We start from the raw sequence: 18,750 nt of genomic DNA, 5'->3' as shown, positions 1-18,750 counted from the left end.
CATTTTCCATCATTTGCAGGTAGGGCAGACCGTGGGCATCCCCGGCTTGTTCAATTTCCTTCATCTGCGCAGCCGTCACAATGCGATGTTTCATGTTGGCACCTTCTTTCTATCTCTATTATAATGGATGAGAATGTTTGGAACAAGATGAAAGATACCGGTGCATAGAATCTGTCCCTGGAGAGCTGGAACAAGCCCTCCGGGGGCATTTTTGTTTTTCACTATCTTTTCCGCAGGGGAAAACCATGGTATACTGAGTTCAAAGTGATAAATCGGGAGGTACCGTTATGAAGTGGGGAATTTTAGCGACCGGCACCATTGCCAAAAAGTTTGCATCTACGGTGGAACAGATGGGCGCAGAGGGGGAGCAGCTTGTTGCCGTGGGGTCACGGCATCTGGAAAGCGCGCAGGCGTTTGCACAGCAGTACGGCATTCCCCGCTGCTATGACTCCTACGAAGCCCTTGCCGCCGACCCGGAGGTGGAGGCCATCTATATCGCCACCCCCAACACCTTGCACTACGAAAACTGCAAGCTCTGTCTGGAGCAGGGCAAGCACGTTTTGTGCGAAAAGCCCTTTACCATCAGCCCGGAGCAGGCACGGGAGCTGTACCGTCTGGCAGAGGAAAAACACCTCTTTCTCATGGAGGCATTCTGGATCTGGCTGCTGCCGCTGTACGACCGCTTGCGCGAGATTCTTGCGGCTGGCACTATCGGGGAACTGAAGCAGATCACCTGTCAGTACGGCTTTGTGGCCTCCGGTGCCCGGAAGGACCGCAAGTTTGATTCCGGTCTGGGCGGCGGTGCGCTGCTGGATATCGGCATCTACAATCTGGGCTTTCTGCGCATCCTCACCGGACAGGACCCGGAGAAGGTGGAGACCAAAGAGGTGCACATCAACGAGTACGGCACCGACGATTACAGCCGCCTTGCGCTGACCTACCCCGGCGGCTGCAAGGCGGAGTCTGTCCAGACCATCGGGCAGGAGCTGGAGCGCAATGCCCGTATCGTTGGCACCAAGGGCAGTATTTTCCTGCCGGATTTCCAGCACGCCGAGACCATGACGCTGGAAGTGGAGGGCAAAGAGCCGGAGGTCATCCGCTGCCCGGTGGACATCAACGGCTTTGAGTATGAGATACGGGAAGCAAGCCACTGCGTCAAGCTGGGACGTACCGGCAGCGACCGCTACACCCCGCAGGACAGCCTTGCCCTGACCCGCCTGATGTACGACACCCGCATGAGCTGGGGCATGAAGTTTGCGGGCGAGGTGTAAGCGCACACCTTGCCGCGGGTCTTTTGCGTGCGAAAACCATGGTATACAGAGAGTGACAACAAAATTAGAATTTAGAGGAGGCAATGCAATGGATATTTCCTATAATTGTGAAAATCAAAAATTTAATTATAGAGTATGTGCCATGATAATCGCGGAAAATAAAATTTTAGCGATGCACGATGAACGTTCACCCTATTTTTATCTTCCGGGTGGAAGAGTTAAGATGGGTGAAACTGCTGAGCAAGCAGTGGTTCGGGAAGTTCAGGAAGAACTTGGTGTAACTCCAAAGATTACACGTCCATTATGGCTCAATCAGGCTTTTTTTACCGAAGATGTGGATAATTTACATTATCATGAACTGTGTATTTATTTTCTGGTGGATATTTCAGAGACAACTCTACTGGAAAGAGGAAACGTCTTTACTCTGACAGAAGGAAAGCATATCCATACTTTTGAATGGCTGGAGTTTGATAGATTGAAAGATGAATATTTTTATCCGCTTTTCCTGAAAAAAGCGATTTACGATCTTCCCGATGAATTCACCCTTCGCACGGAATTAGAGTAACAAATTCCGGTTTGCCGAGCAGACAGGTATCTGAATAACAAAAAATGAGGGAGCAGCCATGGTACTTTATTTTACGGGAACCGGCAACAGCCGGTATCTGGCGCGGCGCATTGCCGAAGGGTTGGAGATGCCGCTTTACGACCTGAACGCCTGCATCAAGGCAGGGGATACCACCCCGGTGCAGACCGGGCGTGACGTGGTGCTGGTCACGCCTACCTACGCATGGCGCATCCCCCAGGTGGTGTCGGAGTGGCTGGGCAAGACCGCGCTGACCGGGGCAGAGCGTATCTGGTTTGTGATGGACTGCGGCAGCGAAATTGGCAATGCGGCAGGCTATAACCGGCAGCTTGCGGCGCAAAAGCAGCTGCAGTATATGGGCACAGCCCAGATCATCATGCCGGAAAACTATATTGCCATGTTCAATGCGCCCCAAAAGGAGCAGGCACGGAGCATCGTGGAGCGGGCAGAGCCTGCGCTTCAGAAGGTACTGACCCGGCTCAGAGCCGGGCAGGAATTTCCTCCGCCGAGAGAGACCCTCTACGACCGCCTTATGAGCGGCCCGGTAAACCCGGTGTTCTATCGCTTCTTTGTAAAAGCCGATGCCTTCCGGGCAACGGACGCCTGCATCGGCTGCGGTAAGTGCGTGGAGTTGTGCCCCCTGAACAATATCCATCTGGAAAACGGAAAGCCGGTCTGGGGCAAAAACTGCACCCACTGCATGGTGTGCATCTGCTACTGCCCCAAAGAGGCCATCGAGTACGGCAAAAAGAGCAAAGGCAAGCCCCGGTATCACTTTGAAGCACTGGAAAAGAAGCGGGACGTATAAAGGAAAAACGATGATGGTAAAAAGCAGATGAAGTATTTATACTTACATGGATTAGGACAAAAACCAGACAGTTGGGACAGAGTGATAAAAGAAACGACGGTCTCGGATAGCAGCGCCAGCTTGAGTCTGGCAGAGATGCTGGAAGGAAAAGCGGCCACCTATAGGGAGCTGTATACTGCATTCTCAGAAGAGTGCAACAAGGAAAATGACGAAATCGTCTTATGTGGGCTCTCTCTGGGTGCTGTTCTGGCACTTAATTATGCAATAGACCATCCGGATAAAGTAAAGGCGCTTGTGTTAATTGCGGCACAATACAAAATGCCTGAAAAATTATTGAAATTCCAGAATATGCTGTTCCGCTTTATGCCAAATGCAATGTTCAAGCAATTTGGATTCAAAAAAGCAGATGTGATCAGTTTGTGCGGCACGATGGCAGAATTGGATTTCAGAGATTCATTGTGTAAGGTGTCTTGTCCTGTATTGGTCGTTTGTGGGGAAAAGGACAACGCAAACAAAAAAGTCTCAAAGGAACTTGCCAGTTATTTGAGCGATTCCTGCTATCGTGAACTTTTGAAAACGGGTCATGAAGCAAACATAGAAGCTCCGGAGGGATTAGCGGCAGTGTTACAGAGATTTTATGACAATGTCGAATAAACTACGATTCATCAAAGAAAGAGGACTGTAAAATGAACATCGAAGAACGGGCGGCACAGGCTGCCGCATGGAAAGCTACTGGACAGTGCAACTGTGCACAGGCGGTGCTGAAGGCATTTGAGGACAAGCTGCCGGTGGATGCCGACACCCTGATGAAGCTGGGCGCAGGCTATGCCGCCGGCATGGGCTGCATGGAGAGCACCTGCGGCGCACTGATCGGCGCTGTGATGGTGGCGGGCATCGTCACCGACGGCAAGGGCACACCCCGCATTTCCAAGGAACTGCTGCAAAACTTTCAGAAAAAGTGCGGTGCTACCATCTGCAAGGATCTGAAGGGGATAGAGAACGGCGCACCGCTGTGCCCGTGCCCGGAGTGCGTCCGCAACGCTGTTCTGGCACTGGGCGAGGTGCTGGGAGAGTAACAGGAGTATATAGTTTTCCGGTGGAGCTTGCAGCAAAGATTGCGGTACATACAGTTGCCAGATTTCTGCAGGAGAATCCGGGGCAGTTTGATTTAGTGGAATGGGTGCTATTTGATTCTCATACAGAATCGGTGTATGAAGCAGAAGTTACGCTCTATTATAATATACGAATTTAGTTTATTTGAATCAAAGCAAAAAGCTCAAAAAGGAGAGATTATTCATGGTTTTATTGGTTGTAGATGCACAGAATGGTATCGTGGATGAACGCTTATATGAGTTCAGAAAGTTTGTTGGTAATATCAAAAAGCTGATTGGAGCAGCTCGAGAACAAGGCATAGAAGTTATTTATGTACAGCATGATGATGGACCTGATACCGGATTCTCTATCGGGGATGATGAGTTTGAGATTTATTCCGAGTTTCAACCGATGCCTGATGAAAAACGGTTTATCAAGTCCGTATGCAGTGCGTTCAAAAAAGAGAGTGGTCTGCTTGAGTATCTGACTGCAAAGGAAGAAAAAGACGTGATGATTTGTGGCATTATGACTGATTTCTGTATCAATGCCACGGTAGAGGCTGGTTTTGAGCATGGCTTACACATGATTGTTCCTGCCTATGCAAATTCTACGCAGGACAATGAGTACATGACTAGGGAACAGGCTTACCATTACTATAATGAATTTCTCTGGCCTGAACGATATGCAGACTGCGTACCAATGGACAGGGCATTGGAATTACTCAAAAAATGATATAGCGTAAACGGTCTTTGCTGAATACCTTTCGCCCCGGCGATGTGGCAGACCCGTGGTACACCGGGGATTTTGAAGCCACATGGCAGGATGTGCTGGAGGGCTGCACCGCCCTGCTGGAAGAGCTGCGATAAAAGGGAAAGGGGATGACGAAACGTCATTGCAAGGGCGAACGGTTTGCTGACCTGTCGTTTGCCGGGGAAGTCTTTGATAGAATAAACCTATTGACATGGTACGAAAATGGGTTTATACTATTCCAAACACAAGGAAGGGAGCGCAGACAGATGAAACATACAGCAGATGCCCGGCACAGACTACCCGGGCGAATGCGCTGCTCCCAGACAAATTCCCGGCAGACAGACTGAGAAAAACAGGAAGATGCCGTTGTCTGGGAGAAGTGCCCGAACACACATCGTCACAATAAAAGGAGAACCGACAATGGCTGATTATAAACTGTGGAACGCACTGAAGAATGCTAAAAAATATCGCTGGGTGGAACTTTCTCACTCGCTGAACAACGAAAGCCCCTACTGGTCCGGCATCCCGGAAGGCTCTGTGGAGCTGGCAAAGACCGTGTGGGACTGGGGCAAGCCGGAACTGGAATGCCTGATCCAGACCTTCAAATTCCCCGGACAGTTTGGTACCCATATCGACTTCCCGGGGCACTTCATCAAGGGAAAGGCTCTGTCCGAAAAGTTTGATGTGAACGACCTGATCTTCCCGCTGGTGGTCATCGATATTTCCCAGCAGGCCAAGAAAGACCCTCGCTACGCTGTGACGGTGGAGGACATCAAGGCCTATGAGGCAAAGTACGGTCCTATCCCGGATGGTGCGTTGGTGGCTCTGCGCAGCGACTGGTATAAGAAGTGGCCGGATATGGATGCGCTGTCCGGCATCGACGCAGAGGGCAAAGAAAATGCCCCCGGCTGGTCGCTGGAAGCATTGGAGTATATCTACAAGGTGCGCAACGCCGCCGCCAACGGCCACGAAACGCTGGATACCGATTCCTCTGCGGTGGCGGAGGAAAAGGGCGACCTTGCCTGCGAACGCTATGTTCTGGACAACGACAAGCTGCAGGTGGAGGTGCTTGCAAATCTGGATAAAGTTCAGCCTGCCGGTGCGGTAGTCATCGTTTCTTATCCCCGCATTGAAGGTGCAACTGGTCTGCCCGCACGGGTCTGGGCCATTACCGAATAAGAGCGGAGAAGTGGGAAAATGTCCTTGCGGCGGGCAACGGCCACACCGCCGTCAAGCTGACCTTGCAGGAGCTGGAAGCAGCCGCCGGAGCCGAGGGCTGGGTGGATGTCTGCAAGGAGCCGAAAGGCGAATAAAAAGGGTCCATTCCGCAGCATTGCTGTTGGATGGACCCTTTTGTGTTATATTTTACAATAAATTAGGCAGTTTCCCGTGTATTCACAGCGCCACATTGACCGGCAGGACATACACGCCGTCGGCGGCGTAGAAAGTGATCTGAGTAATCGTCTTGCCGATGATGGATGCAAAGTAAGGATCATCGGCATTGAAGCCCAGCTTGGTACCATGCCAGATGTTGGCCAAATGTTGCAGGCCGTACTCACTGCCATCGGCGGTGGTCAGAACTACACCGTAGACCTTGTTGGTCTTGTAGTCCAGATCAAAACCGGAGATTTTCATCTCGTAGGTGGCGCGGTGACCGTTGGTATTCAGCTTCACAGTGGTGCCCTCTACGGTGGTCTCGGTGGCGTGGACCTTGCCAAACTCCCACTTGCCGCTCAGCAGGTTATACCATGCGGTGATGTAGTAGGCAGGGGTCTCGCTGAGCTTGTAGTAAGCGTAGCTCTCGTTCTCAAACAAGGCATCTGCGCCGGTGTAGGTGGTGGTGGATTCCTTGTCCTTCAGGGTAACGGTAATGTCGTAGCTGTCGGCATCGGTGACCTGCTTTGCATTCTTCAGCGCCCACGGGGTCAGCACCTTGACCGGGAAGGAAACGCCGGTGATGTCGGAGCCGTCCGCGTTGACGTGGTAGGAACCGGCGACAAGGTTGCCCGCACGGGGCTTGTTCTTGGTGGCGCTGGTCACAGCGTCGATCTCAGATGCGTTGTCCACACCGGCAGCCTTGTAGAAGTCGGCGTAGGGGATGTTCATCTGGACATAGCTGGAGGTCAGGCAGTTTTCCTGTTCTACCTCTTCCGCAGCGAAGGCCGGGACTGCCACAGCGCATACCAGCATAGCGGCCGCAAGTGCACCTGCAAATACTTTTTTCAATCTCATGGTAACACACCTCTATCTCAGTTTTGAAAAACAGTTAGCTTTGTCTAACAATTGATGCAAAAAATGCAGGGGCAAAACCCCTCAGATGGTTAGGCAGAACAAATTCACGAAGTAAAAATAGCACTCCCATCGGGTGTTGTCAAGTAGAAACCGGCAAGTTTGCAGAGGTGAATTTTTCGATGCAGGAAACGATCTGCATCCTCTATACCGCAAAGCCCTTGACCTTTTTGCCAGAGCGCAGTATACTGCTTGTATGGTTAGTTATGTTTAACTGCAAGGAGGTACTACATCATGCAAGACGCATTCTGGGGGATTTTGATCCCCTTTCTGGGCACAAGCCTTGGGGCAGGCTGTGTATTCTTTTTAAAAAAGTCCCTGAGCGACGGCATTCAGCGCGCCCTCACCGGCTTTGCCGCCGGAGTGATGGTGGCGGCATCGGTATGGAGCTTGCTGATCCCGGCCATGGAGCAGGCCGCAGATCTGGGCAGGCTGGCATTTTTCCCGGCGGCGGTGGGTTTCTGGCTGGGTATCCTGTTTTTGCTGCTGCTGGACCATCTCATCCCCCATCTGCACCAGAACAGCTTGCAGGCCGAAGGGCCAAAAAGCCAGCTCCAGCGCACCACCATGATGGTTCTGGCGGTGACGCTGCACAACATCCCGGAGGGTATGGCAGTGGGCGTAGTCTATGCCGGATATCTTGCCGGAACTGCTCAGATCACCGCCGCCGGGGCGCTGGCTCTTTCTCTTGGCATTGCTATCCAGAACTTCCCGGAGGGTGCCATCATCTCCATGCCACTGCGGGCAGAAGGAATGAAAAAAGGCCGGGCGTTCTGGGGCGGCGTGCTGTCCGGCATCGTAGAACCCATCGGGGCAGTGCTGACGATTCTGGCGGCAGGCATCGTGGTGCCTGCTTTACCCTATCTGCTCAGCTTTGCTGCCGGAGCCATGCTGTATGTGGTGGTGGAGGAACTGATCCCGGAAATGTCGCAGGGACAGCACTCCAACGTCGGCACGGTATTTTTCGCGGTGGGCTTCAGCGTGATGATGGTGCTGGATGTGGCACTGGGGTGACAGTTGGGGGTTCCCGAAAGAAAAATCTCTTTCGGAATCTCCGAAAATGCCTGAAATTCTTGACAGAGGAGACGGCAGGGCGTATTATTTTGGCAGAAGGACCGCTGAGAAGCGGCTTTTTATAAGACTGAAAGTTAGCTTTACCTAACTTACGGCGCGAGGAATTGCTGGCCTGTCACCCGGAGCAGTGGGCGCATCTGGTAAAAAGTATTGCATTGTGAACGGTAAACAGAAAGAGGGTGGCATTATGTCCTTTTTTGAAAACACCCGAAAGCCCGTAGGCCTTGGCGGGAAGATCATGGTTGCTATGATGAACTTTGGACACAGCGCAATGGCAGAATGGGGGCTGCGCTTTTTACAGCCTGCCCCGGATTCCATGGTGCTGGACTGCGGCTGCGGCGGTGGAGCGAACATTAAAACGCTGTTGAAACTGTGCCCCAACGGCAAGGTGCAGGGCATCGACTACTCAGCCGTCAGCGTGGAAAAAGCTCGAAAGATCAATGCCAGAGCCATTGCGGCAGGACGGTGTACCGTGCAACAGGCAAGTGTGGCAGAGCTGCCGTTTGAAGCGGAGCAGTTTGATGTGGTGACCGCCTTTGAAACGGTCTATTTCTGGCCGGAACTTGCGCAGAATTTCAGAGAGGTCTATCGGGTGCTGAAGCCCGGCGGGGTCTTTTTCGTCTGCAATGAAGCGAACGGCGAAACGACAAAAGACGACAAATGGATGCAGATCATTGATGGCATGGTCATCTATACGGATACTGCACTGAAAGAGTATCTGGAAAAAGCAGGATTTTGTCAGATCCAAAGCCACAAAAATAAAAAGGGCTGGCTTTGCGTTACGGCGCAAAAGCGGTGAAATAGCGTAAGGAGGACGGAGCATGGAACGAAAAGAAGCGATTCGCAGCGCCTACCGGCTGACAGGCGGCAACAATTTTTATGATGGTATGATCACCTGCTCCACCCTGAGCGGGAAAGCGGTGTGCCGTCTGGTGTGGGACATGAACAAGGCGGAAAATGATGCCTATCTGGAAAAGGCACTGTCCGGCATCCCGGAGCATTTTTCCGGCAAGCTGCTGGAGGTGCCGGTGGGAACCGGCATTCTGACCATGCCGCTTTACAAGACGCTGCCCAAAGCGGACATCACCTGTCTGGATTACTCGGCAGATATGATGGGGCAGGCGCAGGAAAAGGCGGACCGCCTGCACCTGAAAAATGTGATCTTTCAGCAGGGGGATGTGGGGGCACTTCCGTATGCGGACGGTGCATTTGACATCGTTTTGTCGCTGAACGGGTTTCATGCGTTCCCGGACAAAGAGGCCGCTTATCGGGAGGCTTATCGGGTGCTGAAACCCGGCGGAATCTTCTGCGGCTGCTTCTATGTGAAGGGCGAGCAGAAGAGGACGGACTGGTTTGTCCGGCACATTTATGAAAAGACGGGGTTCTTCACATCGCCCTACGAGACGGCTTTCAGTTTGAAAAAACGGCTGGAGAAACGGTACGCAACCGTAACACTTGGAACAGTGAAGAGTATGGCATGGTTTGTCTGCCGGAAAGCAGAATAAGGAGAACAGGAAGGAACCTATGAAATACAAAATCGAGAAAAACACCGTGCAGGAGACGCTGATCCTCCCGCTGTATTCCCGGAAGCTGTGCACCGAGCTGTATCCGAACCTTTACCGGGACGAAACGGCGGTGCGTCTGATCGACCAGATCGACTACGACTTTTCAGAGGCAGAGAAAAATTCCCGCAGCCTGATGCAGCGTTTCGGTGCGCTGGAGGTCGCCATGCGGCAGAATGACCTTGCGTGGGAGGTGCGGGCATACCTGAAAACGCACCCCTGTGCGGCAGTGGTCAATCTGGGCTGCGGGCTGGATAACACCGGCAGAGCCTGCGACAACGGCAGCTGTAAAATCTACAATCTGGACTTCCCGGATGTGATCGCCTTGCGGCAGCAGCTGCTGCCCGCCGGGGAGCGGGAGCAAAACATCCCCTGCGACCTGAAAGACCCCGCGTGGTTTGACAAGATCGATGCCTCCGGCGGGGCGGTGTTCTTTGCCTCCGGGGTGTTCTATTACTTCCTGACCCAGCAGGTCAAGGCGCTGGTGCAGGGGATGGCAGATGCTTTTCCCGGCGGGGTGCTGGTGTTCGATGCCGCCAACCGCACGGCGGTAAAGATAATCGCTAAAACGTGGCTCAGGACGGCGAAAATCAAGGATGTGGGAGCATATTTCGCGGTTTCGGATGCGAAAAGCGAGCTTTCCCCATGGGACAGCCGTTTGCAAGTGTCTAGCCGGGGCTATATGCTGGGGTACAACGATTTGAAAGATCCTTCCGTCAGCGGCTTTTTCCGATTTCTCGCCAAGGCCGGGGACAACGGGATGAAAATGCAGATCGTGAAGATCGGATTTGGAGACAGGCAATGAAATATGCCGGGATGCCCTTTGGGATGTGGATGCTGATGAAGAAGCTGGGTCTGTACAACCTGACCCCCGCCCTGTGCCATCTGGACTACACCATGAGCGAAGCGGGCGGTGTGACAAATTTTGTGCGGCAGTACACCCTTGCCTCCGGCGGACCCTACTGCGACTGCGGGTACAAAAAGAAAATAAATTAGGAGGAGTGTGCGATGCTTGTCAAGTCGATAACAGAGGAAGAAATTTACGGTATCGGCCACGCTCAGCGGAGCAAAAACCACACGCCCAGCAGGAGCGCAAGGAAGATCAGGTTGGACAGGGTGAACAGCCCAAAATACTGCTTCTTCCCCTGCGGCAGCTCCCGTGCAATCTGCCGGTAGGAAATAAGACTGGCCATGGATGCGATCAAAGTGCCAAGACCTCCCAGATTGGTGCCGATGATGAGGGCTTGTGTCTCTGCCGTGAACCCGGACAGCAGCAGGGCGGCGGGAACATTACTGGTGACCTGCGAAGCAAGAACCGCCACCAGCACTTCCCGGCCGGTCAGAAACTCCTGCAGCCAGCCGGAAAAGGCCGGAATGCGGCCAAGATTGCCAATGAAGATGAAAAAAGCCACAAAGGTCAAAAGCAGGGAATAGTCCACCGTCCGCAAGGTGTGTGGGTCTGCAAAAAGGGCGCAGACGAGTACAGCGGCAAAGGCAATGCCATAGGGCAGTGCCCGGATCACGGACAGCAGGCAGACGGCAAACAGAACCAGATACAGCAGGATGATCTTCTGATCCCCCTGAGATGCAGAAGAAGAAACAAGCTCGTCCACGGAAAGGGCGGCAGAGTTTTTCCGGCAGACCATTGCTGCCCAAGCCAGCAGCAGGAGCAGAGAGACCAGGGTGTAGGGCAGCATAAGAAGCACAAATCCCCCGATGCTCATGCCGCTTTTTCCGTAAAGATAGAGGTTCTGCGGGTTGCCGATGGGGGTCAGCATACTGCCAAGGTTTGCCGCAATGGTCTGCATACAGACCACCGGGATCAGAAGGGAGCGGCGGACATCCGCTCCCAGACGGCTCAGGACCACGAACGTAAAGGGAACGAAGGTCAGCAGGGAAACATCGTTGGTGATGAACATGCTTCCGAAAAAGCACAGCCCGACCAGTACCAGCGTCAGCTGAAAGGTGCTGTGGGTACGGGACAGCAATGCCCGTCCCAGTCCATCAAAAAAGCCCTGCCGCCGTAGCCCGGCCATGACTGTCATCAGGGAAAACAGGATCGCTAGCGTGCGCAGGTCGATGTAGCCGAGATACTGCGCATCCGGCGGAACAAAGAAGGCGGAGACGACGGCCAGCACAGCGGCTGCAGTGAGGACCGTTTCCTGCTGAATGAATTGTTTGAGTAGTTTCATAGAGACACATCCTTGTAGTTGTAAAGGCAGCCCTGCTACGGTGCCGGACGGCCTTTTTTCGTATTTCAGAGCAGCAGCTCAAACGACCCGATCATCAGCGGCATGGTCAGGATGGAAAGCAACGTGCTCAGGACATAGATCGCGCTGGAATGAGAAGCATCCCGGTCATAGAGCTGTGCCATGGAGGTGACTGTTGCACAGGCGGGGGTAATGGCAGAAAGGTAGACCGTCATCAGGATGGACTTGCCGTCCGGGATCCAAAGGGATGCGTGAACTGCCCAAAGCAGCAGAACGATGACCAGCGGAACACCCAGCAGACGCAGAAATACCGGCAGATAGTTGCGCGGGGTGCAGAAAACCTTTTTGAGGGGGACATCCGCAATGGCCATGCCTGCCAGCAGCATTCCCATGGGGCCGATCATATTGCCGACACTGCTCAGTGTGCTGGTGATTGGGGCGGGCAGCGAGATGTGCAGCAGGTACAGCAGAGCACCGGCTGCAATAGCGATCAGGTTGACATTGGTAAGGAGCTTGCGCCATTCCAGCCGGGCAAACCCCTGCAGGCAGGCGCTTGCATGGGTCCAGAGCAGTACCAGCTGTACAATGACAAAGGCGCAGGAGTAGACAACATATTCCTCCCCCAGCAGGGCCTGCACGATGGGAATGACCAGCGCGGCGGCATTGCTGTAAATGATATTGACCTGCTCCACGGCGTCCAGCTTGAGAGCTTTGCGGAACAGCGCATTCAGAAGCAGAAATACAACGTGCATTCCTACGGCGATGCCCATGGAATAAAGCAGCCCGGTGCGGATCTCCGGTGTATCCTTGATTTGAAAGGCGTTCAGAACGACACAGGGCATGACCAGATAGACAAAGACCACAGACAGCACCTTACTGTCCGATGCCTTCAACAAGCCGGCTTTTACAACGGCATATCCCATCAGCAGAATCAGAAATAGCTGCGCGATCTGCTGCATCAATAAAAGGCTGATTTGCATTTGGATCTCCTCTTTTGCAATTCGTTTTTGCAGCACCATCCTACTCCATTAGCGGGGCATCGTCAAGAGAAAACAGAGAAAAAACATGTTTCAGAAGGATGGCATAGAGCATTTTTATGCTCAAAGCAAAAACCTATTGACATAATATGTAAGTGGGTATATTTTATGGATAAAACATTCACCAACGGGAAAGGAAGGGGTTACAATGTCCAGAATCTGCTCAAGAAGAACGGCATCGACTTTGAGCATTTTGCCTTTACGCCTAAGGAGGAGATCCTGATCGAGTATGGTCAGGCCATTGCGGAGGATCCCAAGCATGTGCCGGAGGAACTTTTTGAAAAGTTGAAAGCGAATTTTACGGAGGAAGAGATCGTGGTCATCACAGCCATAGGTGTGATGATGATCGCCAACAACTATTTCAACGATATTCTGGACGTAGCACCAGACAAGCTGGTTTGAGCAGAAAGGTTGGGAGAAAAGGCAGTGGCAGGACTGGTGCATTCCATTGAGGAACTGGTGGGACACACACCGCTGATCCATCATAATATTCGCTAAAGTCAAAGGGAGTTCTGCCCGGACATTTGTCCGCGACAGAACTCCCTTTTTGATTCGCAGAGTAAACCACAAGCGATGCTTGTGCATTATAGCAATTCAACTTTTTAATGCAACAGCAACAGCGTTGAATTGCATATCGCAAATATGCTGTTTAAATGTTGCACTAATTTCTTGCCTTGCGATAAAAGCACAAACTGCTATAAGCTACTTCATTCCCCTTCTTTTTCGCTGTTTACGATGGCCTGCACCTTGGTGGGCAGACCATAGATGCTGATGAAACCGGTGGCATCGCTCTGCTTGTAGTCGCCGCCTGCGGCAAAGGTGGCGATGTCCTCACGATACAGAGAGTACGGCGACCAGACCCCTGCATTGATGAGATTGCCCTTGTACAGTTCCAGACGCACCTTGCCGGTGACATGCTCCTGTGTGGAGGTGACAAAGGCGCTCAGTGCCTTGCGCAGCGGGCTGAACCACTGGCCATCATACACCAGTTCGCCAAAGGTGATGGCCAGCTCACGCTTCTTGTGGGCGGTGAGCTTGTCCAGCGTCAGAGTTTCCAGCACTTCATGGGCCTTGTACAGGATGGTGCCGCCGGGGGTCTCATAGACGCCGCGGCTCTTCATGCCCACAAGACGGTTCTCCACTACATCGTACAGGCCGATGCCGTTGCGGCCGCCGATCTCATTCAGCTTTGCGATGATGGCAGCGGGCTTCAGCTTCTCGCCGTTCAGAGCCACAGGAGCGCCCTTTTCAAATTCCAGCTCCACAAACTCGGACTTGTCCGGTGCGGTCTTGGGACTGACACCCAATTCGAGGAAGCCGGCCTTATCGTACTGAGGCTCGTTGCCTGGGTCTTCCAGATCAAGACCCTCGTGGCTCAGATGCCACAGGTTCTTGTCCTTAGAGTAGTTGGTCTCCCGGCTGATCTTCAGCGGGATGTGATGAGCCTCGGCATAGTCGATCTCTTCATCGCGGCTCTGGATGTCCCACTCGCGCCACGGGGTGATGATCTTCAGGTCGGGTGCAAAGTGCATGATGGCCAGCTCAAAGCGCACCTGATCGTTGCCTTTGCCGGTGCTGCCGTGGCAGACCGCATCCGCACCCTCGGCGCGGGCAATCTCCACCACGCGTTTTGCCAAAATGGGGCGGGCAAAGCTGGTGCCCAGCAGATAACCCTCGTAATCTGCCCCGGCCTGCATGGTGGGAATGACGTAATCCTCCACAAATTCATCGGTCAGGTCTTCGATGTACAGCTTGGATGCGCCGCTTGCCTTGGCGCGCTCTTCCAAGCCTTCCAGCTCACCCTTCTGCCCCACATTGCCGCACACGGCAATGACTTCGCAGTTGTTATAGTGCTCTTTCAGCCACGGGATGATAATCGATGTGTCCAGACCGCCGGAATATGCCAGCACGACCTTTTTGACCTCAGACATAGGAACTGCCTCCGTTCAAACCAACTTATATACTTTTCGATTTCCCTCGTGCAATTTCATGATTGCAGTGTCCATTATACGGGCACTTGGAAAATGTGTAAAAAGTGTTCTGCACATAGCAGCAATATGAAAGCAGTATTTCACAGCGGGGCATTATGAATCTATAATAGTAGTTGGAAATAAACAGAAAGAGGGTCTTTTTGATGGCAACGATATTTTCAAGAGAAGAAAAGGCAGAGGCACTGTTCGGGGAGATCCTGAAAAATCCAGAAGCCTGCCGACGCCTGATGGATACCTTCAACGACTCGCTGGACATGGCAGACGCACTGGATGCGCCGACCGTGAGTGCACAGCAGTTTGCCGCAGCGCTGTTCAATGCCTACGAGAACAAGGATCTGTCTGCCTTTCTGATGGCGATCTGCCAGCACAGTATGTTTGACCTGCTACGGAACGCTGCCCTGATCCCGTTCAAATTCAACGCCGATGGCCAGCCGAACCCGGTGATCCTGACGGATGATGCCGGCGTTCTTTTGCCGAACAACAAATTTGCCGTGAGCAGCAAAGTATACGACCGGTTCATCCGGGTGTTCCAGAAGCAGGAAAAGGTAAAAATGTACCTTGCCAGCGGCTACTGCAAGTATCACGGCTACGACGAAGGTTCGATGGATGTGGTGGAGTACCACTACAACCAGCATTTGGGGCTGCTGCTGATCTACGAACTGCCGGACACCGTGAAGCAGAAGGTAACGGAAGCGGAGGCCTACTCCACCGTCTGGGATATCCAGATGAAGCTGCAGCACGCACTGCCCCGTTCCGTGGTCTACTATGGACAGGATACGCTCAAGGACGGCGGAACCCGCTACGATGAACTTGGCGTTTTTCTGCCGCTGGAACACTTTGCCGACCGGCTGGAACGCCATGTGGAAACTGCTACCAAGATCGTTTACGGCGAGTAAACGCCCTGTAAACGAACTCCCTTTATAAGTGATTACAGCAAAACAAAACGCAGCGAACCGTTAAAAGATTCGCTGCGTTTTGCCTTATATGGGAGAATGGAAATGCTTCACATCAGGTGCAATAACGGAAAGTCTTGTCAGTGACAATACGGGCGAAGATCAGCCCTAACGGCAGTGCCACGATGATGAGAATGGCATCTGCAAACCATGTGGCAGAGTCCATCAGAGACAGGATGCCCAGATTATAGATGGCACGGTAGAAATACAGTCCCGGTACCATAATAACGATGGACGGCACGGTGACGGAGATGCGGGGATAACCGGCGGCGCTCTTCAGGCAGGAGGCCAGCAATCCGGACAGCAGTGCGCCCAGAAACGCTGCAACAGCGGGCGGAAAGCCCGCAAGGCTCACCAGCTCCAGCCGGAACGTGTTCGTTACCGCACCGATAAGGGCGGCGCAGACTGCCAGGTTCCGGGGACTGTTGAACATGAGCGAAAAGCCGAACACACCGCCAAAACTTGCCAGCAGCCGGAACACGATCTCTTCCGGGAGTGTCAGGCTCAGGGCAGGGAACTGCACCGGCTGCAAATGCAGCAGCAGTGCCATGATCCAAGCCGTCATGGTTGCCACCAGAATGATGAGGACGGCGTAGGCCAGACGTTCCAGCCCGGAGCGCATATCCAGCTTGGCAAGGTCGATGCCGCTGGTAATGAACGGAAAGCCCGGAATGATGAAGAGCATGGAGCAGATATACCCCGCCTCATGCTGCGCCGATACGGCAAACAGCACCTCTGCCAGCTTCAGCAGGATGGCATACACGAGGCTTGCTGAACAGACCGACGCCGTAATGCCCAGAAACAGGGTGAAATGGTGCTTTGTCAGCTTGCACCGTACAAAGTTGCCGATGCCTGCACCGCAGAAGGCACACAGCATTTCCACAATGCCGCCGCCAAGCAGAAAGGTGAAGCAGCCGCAGGCCAGTGCAGCTGCAAAGCCCAGTGCGATGGGCGAATACAAGCCGTGGATGCGCTCGATCTCATCGAGGCGGCTGTGCAGTTCTTCGCCGGTCATAAATTTTCCTTCCCGGTCGAAGTCGTTGACGAAATGCTCCAGTCGGTTCAGCCGGGAGGTATTCACGCCCGTATTTGTCAGACAGAGTGACTGGGTATAACACTGGTCACCGTCAAAGCAGGTGAACTCAATGGACAACAGGCCGATGTCCGCTGTTGTTGTGACTCCCAGCTCCCGCGAAAGGGTGTTCATGGAGCTTCGGACACGCCATGCGCCGGTGCCGCATTCCAGCAGCATCAGCCCGGTGCGTCCAATGACGGAGGCTTTTTCCACAAGCCCCGCCTCGGTAATGGGGACGCCCTTGCTGGCCGACGCATAGTCGTGCCAGTAGATTTCCATGTGATTTTTGATGATCTCACTTTGCCGTTGTCCCATACCGGAAAGCCTCCTTTGTGATATGGGAATGTTGCAGCTGTTTCAAGACTGCGGTGCTATTATAAGGGAAATTGCAGGGCGGGTAAAACGTATCTTGGATATGCCGGCAATGTTCGTTTGGTATTTCAAAGAAGAAAATACGTTGCGTTTTTGGCGGCTCTGCGGTACGGCGTGTCCGGCAGCGGAGTTTGCCAAACTGGGATTTTCCCCCGGAACGACTTTTGCCGCCTGCGTGCGGCGTATAGAATGATCAACGAGTCAACAGCTCAAAATGATTCCGTTTGGTGACCAGCAACCCTTCCTTTTGCAGTTTGGAAAGCTCCACCGACATGGCGGCACGCTCCACGCAGAGAAAATCTGCCAACTGCTGACGGTCAAAGGGAATGTCAAAGGAGAGGGACGCCTGCCGGATGGACTCGGCGGACAGGTAGGACAGCAGCTTTTCGCGGGTGGTCCGCTTGCTGACATGGGTGATCTTATCGTTAAAAAGCAGTATTTTGTTTGCGAGAACGCTGACCAGATTGAGGATGAGCTTTTGGTGATGGTCGCAGGCGGTGGGGCAGGCGGTGAGCAGCCGCTTGACGTTCAGCAGCAGAATTTCGCAATCCTCCTCTGCCACCACACTGATGTTCAGGATGGCACCGGGGGTGGCGGCGTAAGGCTCCCCGAAAAAGTCCCCGGTGTTGCACTTGGACAGGATGTTGCGGTGTCCCCAAAGATCCTCCTGGATCACAAGGGTGGAACCGGACAGCATGAGCCCCATGACCTCTGTGGAATCTCCGGCACGGAAAATATAGGAGCCCCGGGGACGGGTGATTTTCGCTGCACTGACGCAGTGCAGGATGGACAGAATCTCATCATCGGTAAGCCCGGTAAAGAAGGGGCAGCTCCGCAGAACAGGCAAATATTTTTGCATAAAGGCTCTCCTTGTTAGAATTCAAACAGACAAGATAACCTTAGTATACTATAATAAGGCTGCAAATGCAAAAACACCCACAACAGGAGAGTATAGATATGATTCGGAAGATCATCCATATTGACGAAGAAAAATGCAACGGCTGCGGCTTGTGCGCAACCGCCTGCCACGAGGGAGCCATCGACATCATCAACGGCAAAGCAAAGCTGGTGCGGGAAAATTTCTGTGATGGCTTTGGCGATTGCCTGCCGGGCTGTCCCACCGGAGCCATCACCTTTGAAGAGCGGGAAGCCCCCGCTTACGATGAGGCGGCGGTGCAGGAGAACAAAAAGAAAAAGGAGCTGCAGGAAAAGATGAAGCATCTCCACGAGGGCGGCTGCCCCGGCTCCCGGATGCGGATGCTGGAACAGACGGAGGCTGCCGAAAGTGTGGCTTCTGCCCCCGTGCAGCCGGTCTCCCGGCTCCGCAACTGGCCGGTTCAGATCAAGCTGGCACCCGTCCATGCGCCCTACTTTGCGGGCGCAAAGCTCCTGATTGCAGCGGACTGCACGGCCTATGCCTACGCTAATTTTCATCAGGAATTTATGCGGGGCAAAGTGACCCTCATCGGCTGCCCGAAGCTGGACGCTGTGGATTACAGCGAAAAGCTCACCGAGATCCTGCGCAGCAACGACATCCAGAGCGTGACCATCCTCCGCATGGAGGTGCCCTGCTGCGGCGGCTTGGAGATGGCAGCGAAAAAGGCGCTTCAGACCAGCGGAAAGTTTATTCCGTGGCAGGTGGTCACCATCTCCATTGACGGAAAAATTCTGGATTAAGCAAAT

At 53.3% G+C, this 18,750-nt stretch carries 21 protein-coding genes and 2 pseudogenes; 17 read left to right on the top strand and 6 right to left on the bottom strand.

Annotation, left to right across the window (positions count from 1 at the left end):
• The first annotated feature begins 287 nt into the window (after positions 1-287).
• The 8 genes and pseudogenes from MTP38_RS08340 (at position 288) to MTP38_RS08300 (ending at position 5,683) form a co-directional block, all read left to right on the top strand.
• A complete protein-coding gene (locus MTP38_RS08340; RefSeq protein ID WP_249233275.1) occupies positions 288-1,271 on the top strand; it encodes a Gfo/Idh/MocA family protein in 984 nt (327 codons plus the stop codon).
• Between the two features lie 88 nt (positions 1,272-1,359).
• Positions 1,360-1,836: an NUDIX hydrolase gene (locus MTP38_RS08335; protein ID WP_055191196.1), complete on the top strand. Its 477-nt coding sequence runs from the start codon at positions 1,360-1,362 to the stop codon at positions 1,834-1,836.
• Between the two features lie 58 nt (positions 1,837-1,894).
• Complete coding sequence (locus MTP38_RS08330) at positions 1,895-2,662, top strand: EFR1 family ferrodoxin (protein ID WP_249233274.1); 768 nt, start codon at positions 1,895-1,897, stop codon at positions 2,660-2,662.
• A gap of 27 nt (positions 2,663-2,689) precedes the next feature.
• Positions 2,690-3,316, top strand: coding sequence for an alpha/beta fold hydrolase (locus MTP38_RS08325; protein WP_249233273.1), 627 nt, complete (start codon positions 2,690-2,692; stop codon positions 3,314-3,316).
• A gap of 32 nt (positions 3,317-3,348) precedes the next feature.
• A complete protein-coding gene (locus MTP38_RS08320; RefSeq protein WP_249233272.1) occupies positions 3,349-3,738 on the top strand; it encodes a C-GCAxxG-C-C family protein in 390 nt (129 codons plus the stop codon).
• Between the two features lie 220 nt (positions 3,739-3,958).
• Complete coding sequence (locus tag MTP38_RS08310) at positions 3,959-4,486, top strand: isochorismatase family protein (protein ID WP_249233271.1); 528 nt, start codon at positions 3,959-3,961, stop codon at positions 4,484-4,486.
• 26 nt (positions 4,487-4,512) lie between these two features.
• Positions 4,513-4,620, top strand: a pseudogene (locus MTP38_RS08305) (low molecular weight phosphotyrosine protein phosphatase); the annotation flags it as partial.
• A gap of 304 nt (positions 4,621-4,924) precedes the next feature.
• Positions 4,925-5,683, top strand: coding sequence for a cyclase family protein (locus MTP38_RS08300; RefSeq protein WP_223387926.1), 759 nt, complete (start codon positions 4,925-4,927; stop codon positions 5,681-5,683).
• 216 nt (positions 5,684-5,899) lie between these two features.
• Here the strand turns inward: MTP38_RS08300 and MTP38_RS08295 are convergent, their stop codons facing one another.
• On the bottom strand, positions 5,900-6,736 hold the full coding sequence (locus MTP38_RS08295) for a hypothetical protein (RefSeq protein WP_249233270.1): 837 nt from the start codon (positions 6,734-6,736) through the stop codon (positions 5,900-5,902).
• Between the two features lie 288 nt (positions 6,737-7,024).
• On the opposite strand from MTP38_RS08295, the gene MTP38_RS08290 reads away from it, so the two are divergent.
• The 5 genes and pseudogenes from MTP38_RS08290 to MTP38_RS08270 form a co-directional block, all read left to right on the top strand.
• A complete protein-coding gene (locus MTP38_RS08290; protein WP_249234680.1) occupies positions 7,025-7,807 on the top strand; it encodes a ZIP family metal transporter in 783 nt (260 codons plus the stop codon).
• A 247-nt stretch (positions 7,808-8,054) separates the two neighbouring features.
• A complete protein-coding gene (locus tag MTP38_RS08285; protein ID WP_249234679.1) occupies positions 8,055-8,666 on the top strand; it encodes a class I SAM-dependent methyltransferase in 612 nt (203 codons plus the stop codon).
• A gap of 22 nt (positions 8,667-8,688) precedes the next feature.
• Complete coding sequence (locus MTP38_RS08280) at positions 8,689-9,372, top strand: class I SAM-dependent methyltransferase (protein ID WP_249233269.1); 684 nt, start codon at positions 8,689-8,691, stop codon at positions 9,370-9,372.
• A gap of 19 nt (positions 9,373-9,391) precedes the next feature.
• Positions 9,392-10,234, top strand: a complete 843-nt coding sequence (locus MTP38_RS08275) for a class I SAM-dependent methyltransferase (RefSeq protein WP_249233268.1) — start codon at positions 9,392-9,394, stop codon at positions 10,232-10,234.
• Positions 10,235-10,254: 20 nt separating this feature from the next.
• Positions 10,255-10,425: pseudogene (locus MTP38_RS08270) on the top strand (L-2-amino-thiazoline-4-carboxylic acid hydrolase); the annotation flags it as partial.
• 62 nt (positions 10,426-10,487) lie between these two features.
• Here MTP38_RS08270 and MTP38_RS08265 read toward each other — a convergent pair.
• The gene (locus tag MTP38_RS08265) at positions 10,488-11,621 is read right to left on the bottom strand and encodes an SLC13 family permease (RefSeq protein ID WP_249233266.1); all 1,134 of its coding nucleotides are present in this window, start codon (positions 11,619-11,621) and stop codon (positions 10,488-10,490) included.
• A 65-nt stretch (positions 11,622-11,686) separates the two neighbouring features.
• A complete protein-coding gene (locus MTP38_RS08260) occupies positions 11,687-12,619 on the bottom strand; it encodes an AEC family transporter (RefSeq protein WP_249233265.1) in 933 nt (310 codons plus the stop codon).
• 165 nt (positions 12,620-12,784) lie between these two features.
• Between MTP38_RS08260 and MTP38_RS08255 the strand changes: the two genes are divergently transcribed.
• Entirely contained in the window at positions 12,785-13,078 is a 294-nt protein-coding gene (locus MTP38_RS08255) for a carboxymuconolactone decarboxylase family protein (RefSeq protein WP_249233264.1), read from the top strand.
• Between the two features lie 305 nt (positions 13,079-13,383).
• Here MTP38_RS08255 and MTP38_RS08250 read toward each other — a convergent pair whose 3' ends face one another.
• A complete protein-coding gene (locus MTP38_RS08250) occupies positions 13,384-14,607 on the bottom strand; it encodes an argininosuccinate synthase (RefSeq protein WP_249233263.1) in 1,224 nt (407 codons plus the stop codon).
• Positions 14,608-14,810: 203 nt separating this feature from the next.
• On the opposite strand from MTP38_RS08250, the gene MTP38_RS08245 reads away from it, so the two are divergent.
• On the top strand, positions 14,811-15,563 hold the full coding sequence (locus tag MTP38_RS08245) for a DUF4866 domain-containing protein (protein WP_249233261.1): 753 nt from the start codon (positions 14,811-14,813) through the stop codon (positions 15,561-15,563).
• Between the two features lie 112 nt (positions 15,564-15,675).
• On the opposite strand, the gene MTP38_RS08240 is transcribed toward MTP38_RS08245, so the two are convergent.
• Positions 15,676-17,010 (bottom strand): threonine/serine ThrE exporter family protein, encoded by a 1,335-nt coding sequence (locus MTP38_RS08240; protein WP_249233259.1) that lies wholly within the window; start codon positions 17,008-17,010, stop codon positions 15,676-15,678.
• Between the two features lie 22 nt (positions 17,011-17,032).
• Here MTP38_RS08240 and MTP38_RS08235 point away from each other — a divergent pair, with 22 nt between their 5' ends.
• Positions 17,033-17,260: a hypothetical protein gene (locus MTP38_RS08235; protein WP_249233258.1), complete on the top strand. Its 228-nt coding sequence runs from the start codon at positions 17,033-17,035 to the stop codon at positions 17,258-17,260.
• On the opposite strand, the gene MTP38_RS08230 is transcribed toward MTP38_RS08235, so the two are convergent.
• A complete protein-coding gene (locus tag MTP38_RS08230) occupies positions 17,261-17,926 on the bottom strand; it encodes a Crp/Fnr family transcriptional regulator (RefSeq protein WP_249233257.1) in 666 nt (221 codons plus the stop codon).
• 98 nt (positions 17,927-18,024) lie between these two features.
• Between MTP38_RS08230 and MTP38_RS08225 the strand changes: the two genes are divergently transcribed.
• On the top strand, positions 18,025-18,744 hold the full coding sequence (locus MTP38_RS08225) for a 4Fe-4S binding protein (RefSeq protein WP_249233256.1): 720 nt from the start codon (positions 18,025-18,027) through the stop codon (positions 18,742-18,744).
• The last annotated feature ends 6 nt before the right edge of the window (positions 18,745-18,750 follow it).

This window comes from Faecalibacterium sp. I3-3-89 (assembly GCF_023347275.1).
Lineage (GTDB): Bacteria > Bacillota > Clostridia > Oscillospirales > Ruminococcaceae > Faecalibacterium > Faecalibacterium butyricigenerans.
The sequence above is the reverse complement of the archived record's forward strand: the minus strand, read 5'-3'. Positions and strand labels throughout refer to the sequence as shown.

What these genes read in the sequence shown, in the direction of transcription:
- MTP38_RS08340 (WP_249233275.1), top strand. Translation starts at nt 288, where the DNA reads ATGAAGTGGGGAATTTTAGCGACCGGCACCATTGCCAAAAAGTTTGCA.
- MTP38_RS08335 (WP_055191196.1), top strand. Translation starts at nt 1,360, where the DNA reads ATGGATATTTCCTATAATTGTGAAAATCAAAAATTTAATTATAGAGTA.
- MTP38_RS08330 (WP_249233274.1), top strand. Translation starts at nt 1,895, where the DNA reads ATGGTACTTTATTTTACGGGAACCGGCAACAGCCGGTATCTGGCGCGG.
- MTP38_RS08325 (WP_249233273.1), top strand. Translation starts at nt 2,690, where the DNA reads ATGAAGTATTTATACTTACATGGATTAGGACAAAAACCAGACAGTTGG.
- MTP38_RS08320 (WP_249233272.1), top strand. Translation starts at nt 3,349, where the DNA reads ATGAACATCGAAGAACGGGCGGCACAGGCTGCCGCATGGAAAGCTACT.
- MTP38_RS08310 (WP_249233271.1), top strand. Translation starts at nt 3,959, where the DNA reads ATGGTTTTATTGGTTGTAGATGCACAGAATGGTATCGTGGATGAACGC.
- MTP38_RS08300 (WP_223387926.1), top strand. Translation starts at nt 4,925, where the DNA reads ATGGCTGATTATAAACTGTGGAACGCACTGAAGAATGCTAAAAAATAT.
- MTP38_RS08295 (WP_249233270.1), bottom strand. Translation starts at nt 6,736, where the DNA reads ATGAGATTGAAAAAAGTATTTGCAGGTGCACTTGCGGCCGCTATGCTG.
- MTP38_RS08285 (WP_249234679.1), top strand. Translation starts at nt 8,055, where the DNA reads ATGTCCTTTTTTGAAAACACCCGAAAGCCCGTAGGCCTTGGCGGGAAG.
- MTP38_RS08280 (WP_249233269.1), top strand. Translation starts at nt 8,689, where the DNA reads ATGGAACGAAAAGAAGCGATTCGCAGCGCCTACCGGCTGACAGGCGGC.
- MTP38_RS08275 (WP_249233268.1), top strand. Translation starts at nt 9,392, where the DNA reads ATGAAATACAAAATCGAGAAAAACACCGTGCAGGAGACGCTGATCCTC.
- MTP38_RS08265 (WP_249233266.1), bottom strand. Translation starts at nt 11,621, where the DNA reads ATGAAACTACTCAAACAATTCATTCAGCAGGAAACGGTCCTCACTGCA.
- MTP38_RS08260 (WP_249233265.1), bottom strand. Translation starts at nt 12,619, where the DNA reads ATGCAAATCAGCCTTTTATTGATGCAGCAGATCGCGCAGCTATTTCTG.
- MTP38_RS08255 (WP_249233264.1), top strand. Translation starts at nt 12,785, where the DNA reads ATGGATAAAACATTCACCAACGGGAAAGGAAGGGGTTACAATGTCCAG.
- MTP38_RS08250 (WP_249233263.1), bottom strand. Translation starts at nt 14,607, where the DNA reads ATGTCTGAGGTCAAAAAGGTCGTGCTGGCATATTCCGGCGGTCTGGAC.
- MTP38_RS08245 (WP_249233261.1), top strand. Translation starts at nt 14,811, where the DNA reads ATGGCAACGATATTTTCAAGAGAAGAAAAGGCAGAGGCACTGTTCGGG.
- MTP38_RS08240 (WP_249233259.1), bottom strand. Translation starts at nt 17,010, where the DNA reads ATGGGACAACGGCAAAGTGAGATCATCAAAAATCACATGGAAATCTAC.
- MTP38_RS08235 (WP_249233258.1), top strand. Translation starts at nt 17,033, where the DNA reads ATGGGAATGTTGCAGCTGTTTCAAGACTGCGGTGCTATTATAAGGGAA.
- MTP38_RS08230 (WP_249233257.1), bottom strand. Translation starts at nt 17,926, where the DNA reads ATGCAAAAATATTTGCCTGTTCTGCGGAGCTGCCCCTTCTTTACCGGG.
- MTP38_RS08225 (WP_249233256.1), top strand. Translation starts at nt 18,025, where the DNA reads ATGATTCGGAAGATCATCCATATTGACGAAGAAAAATGCAACGGCTGC.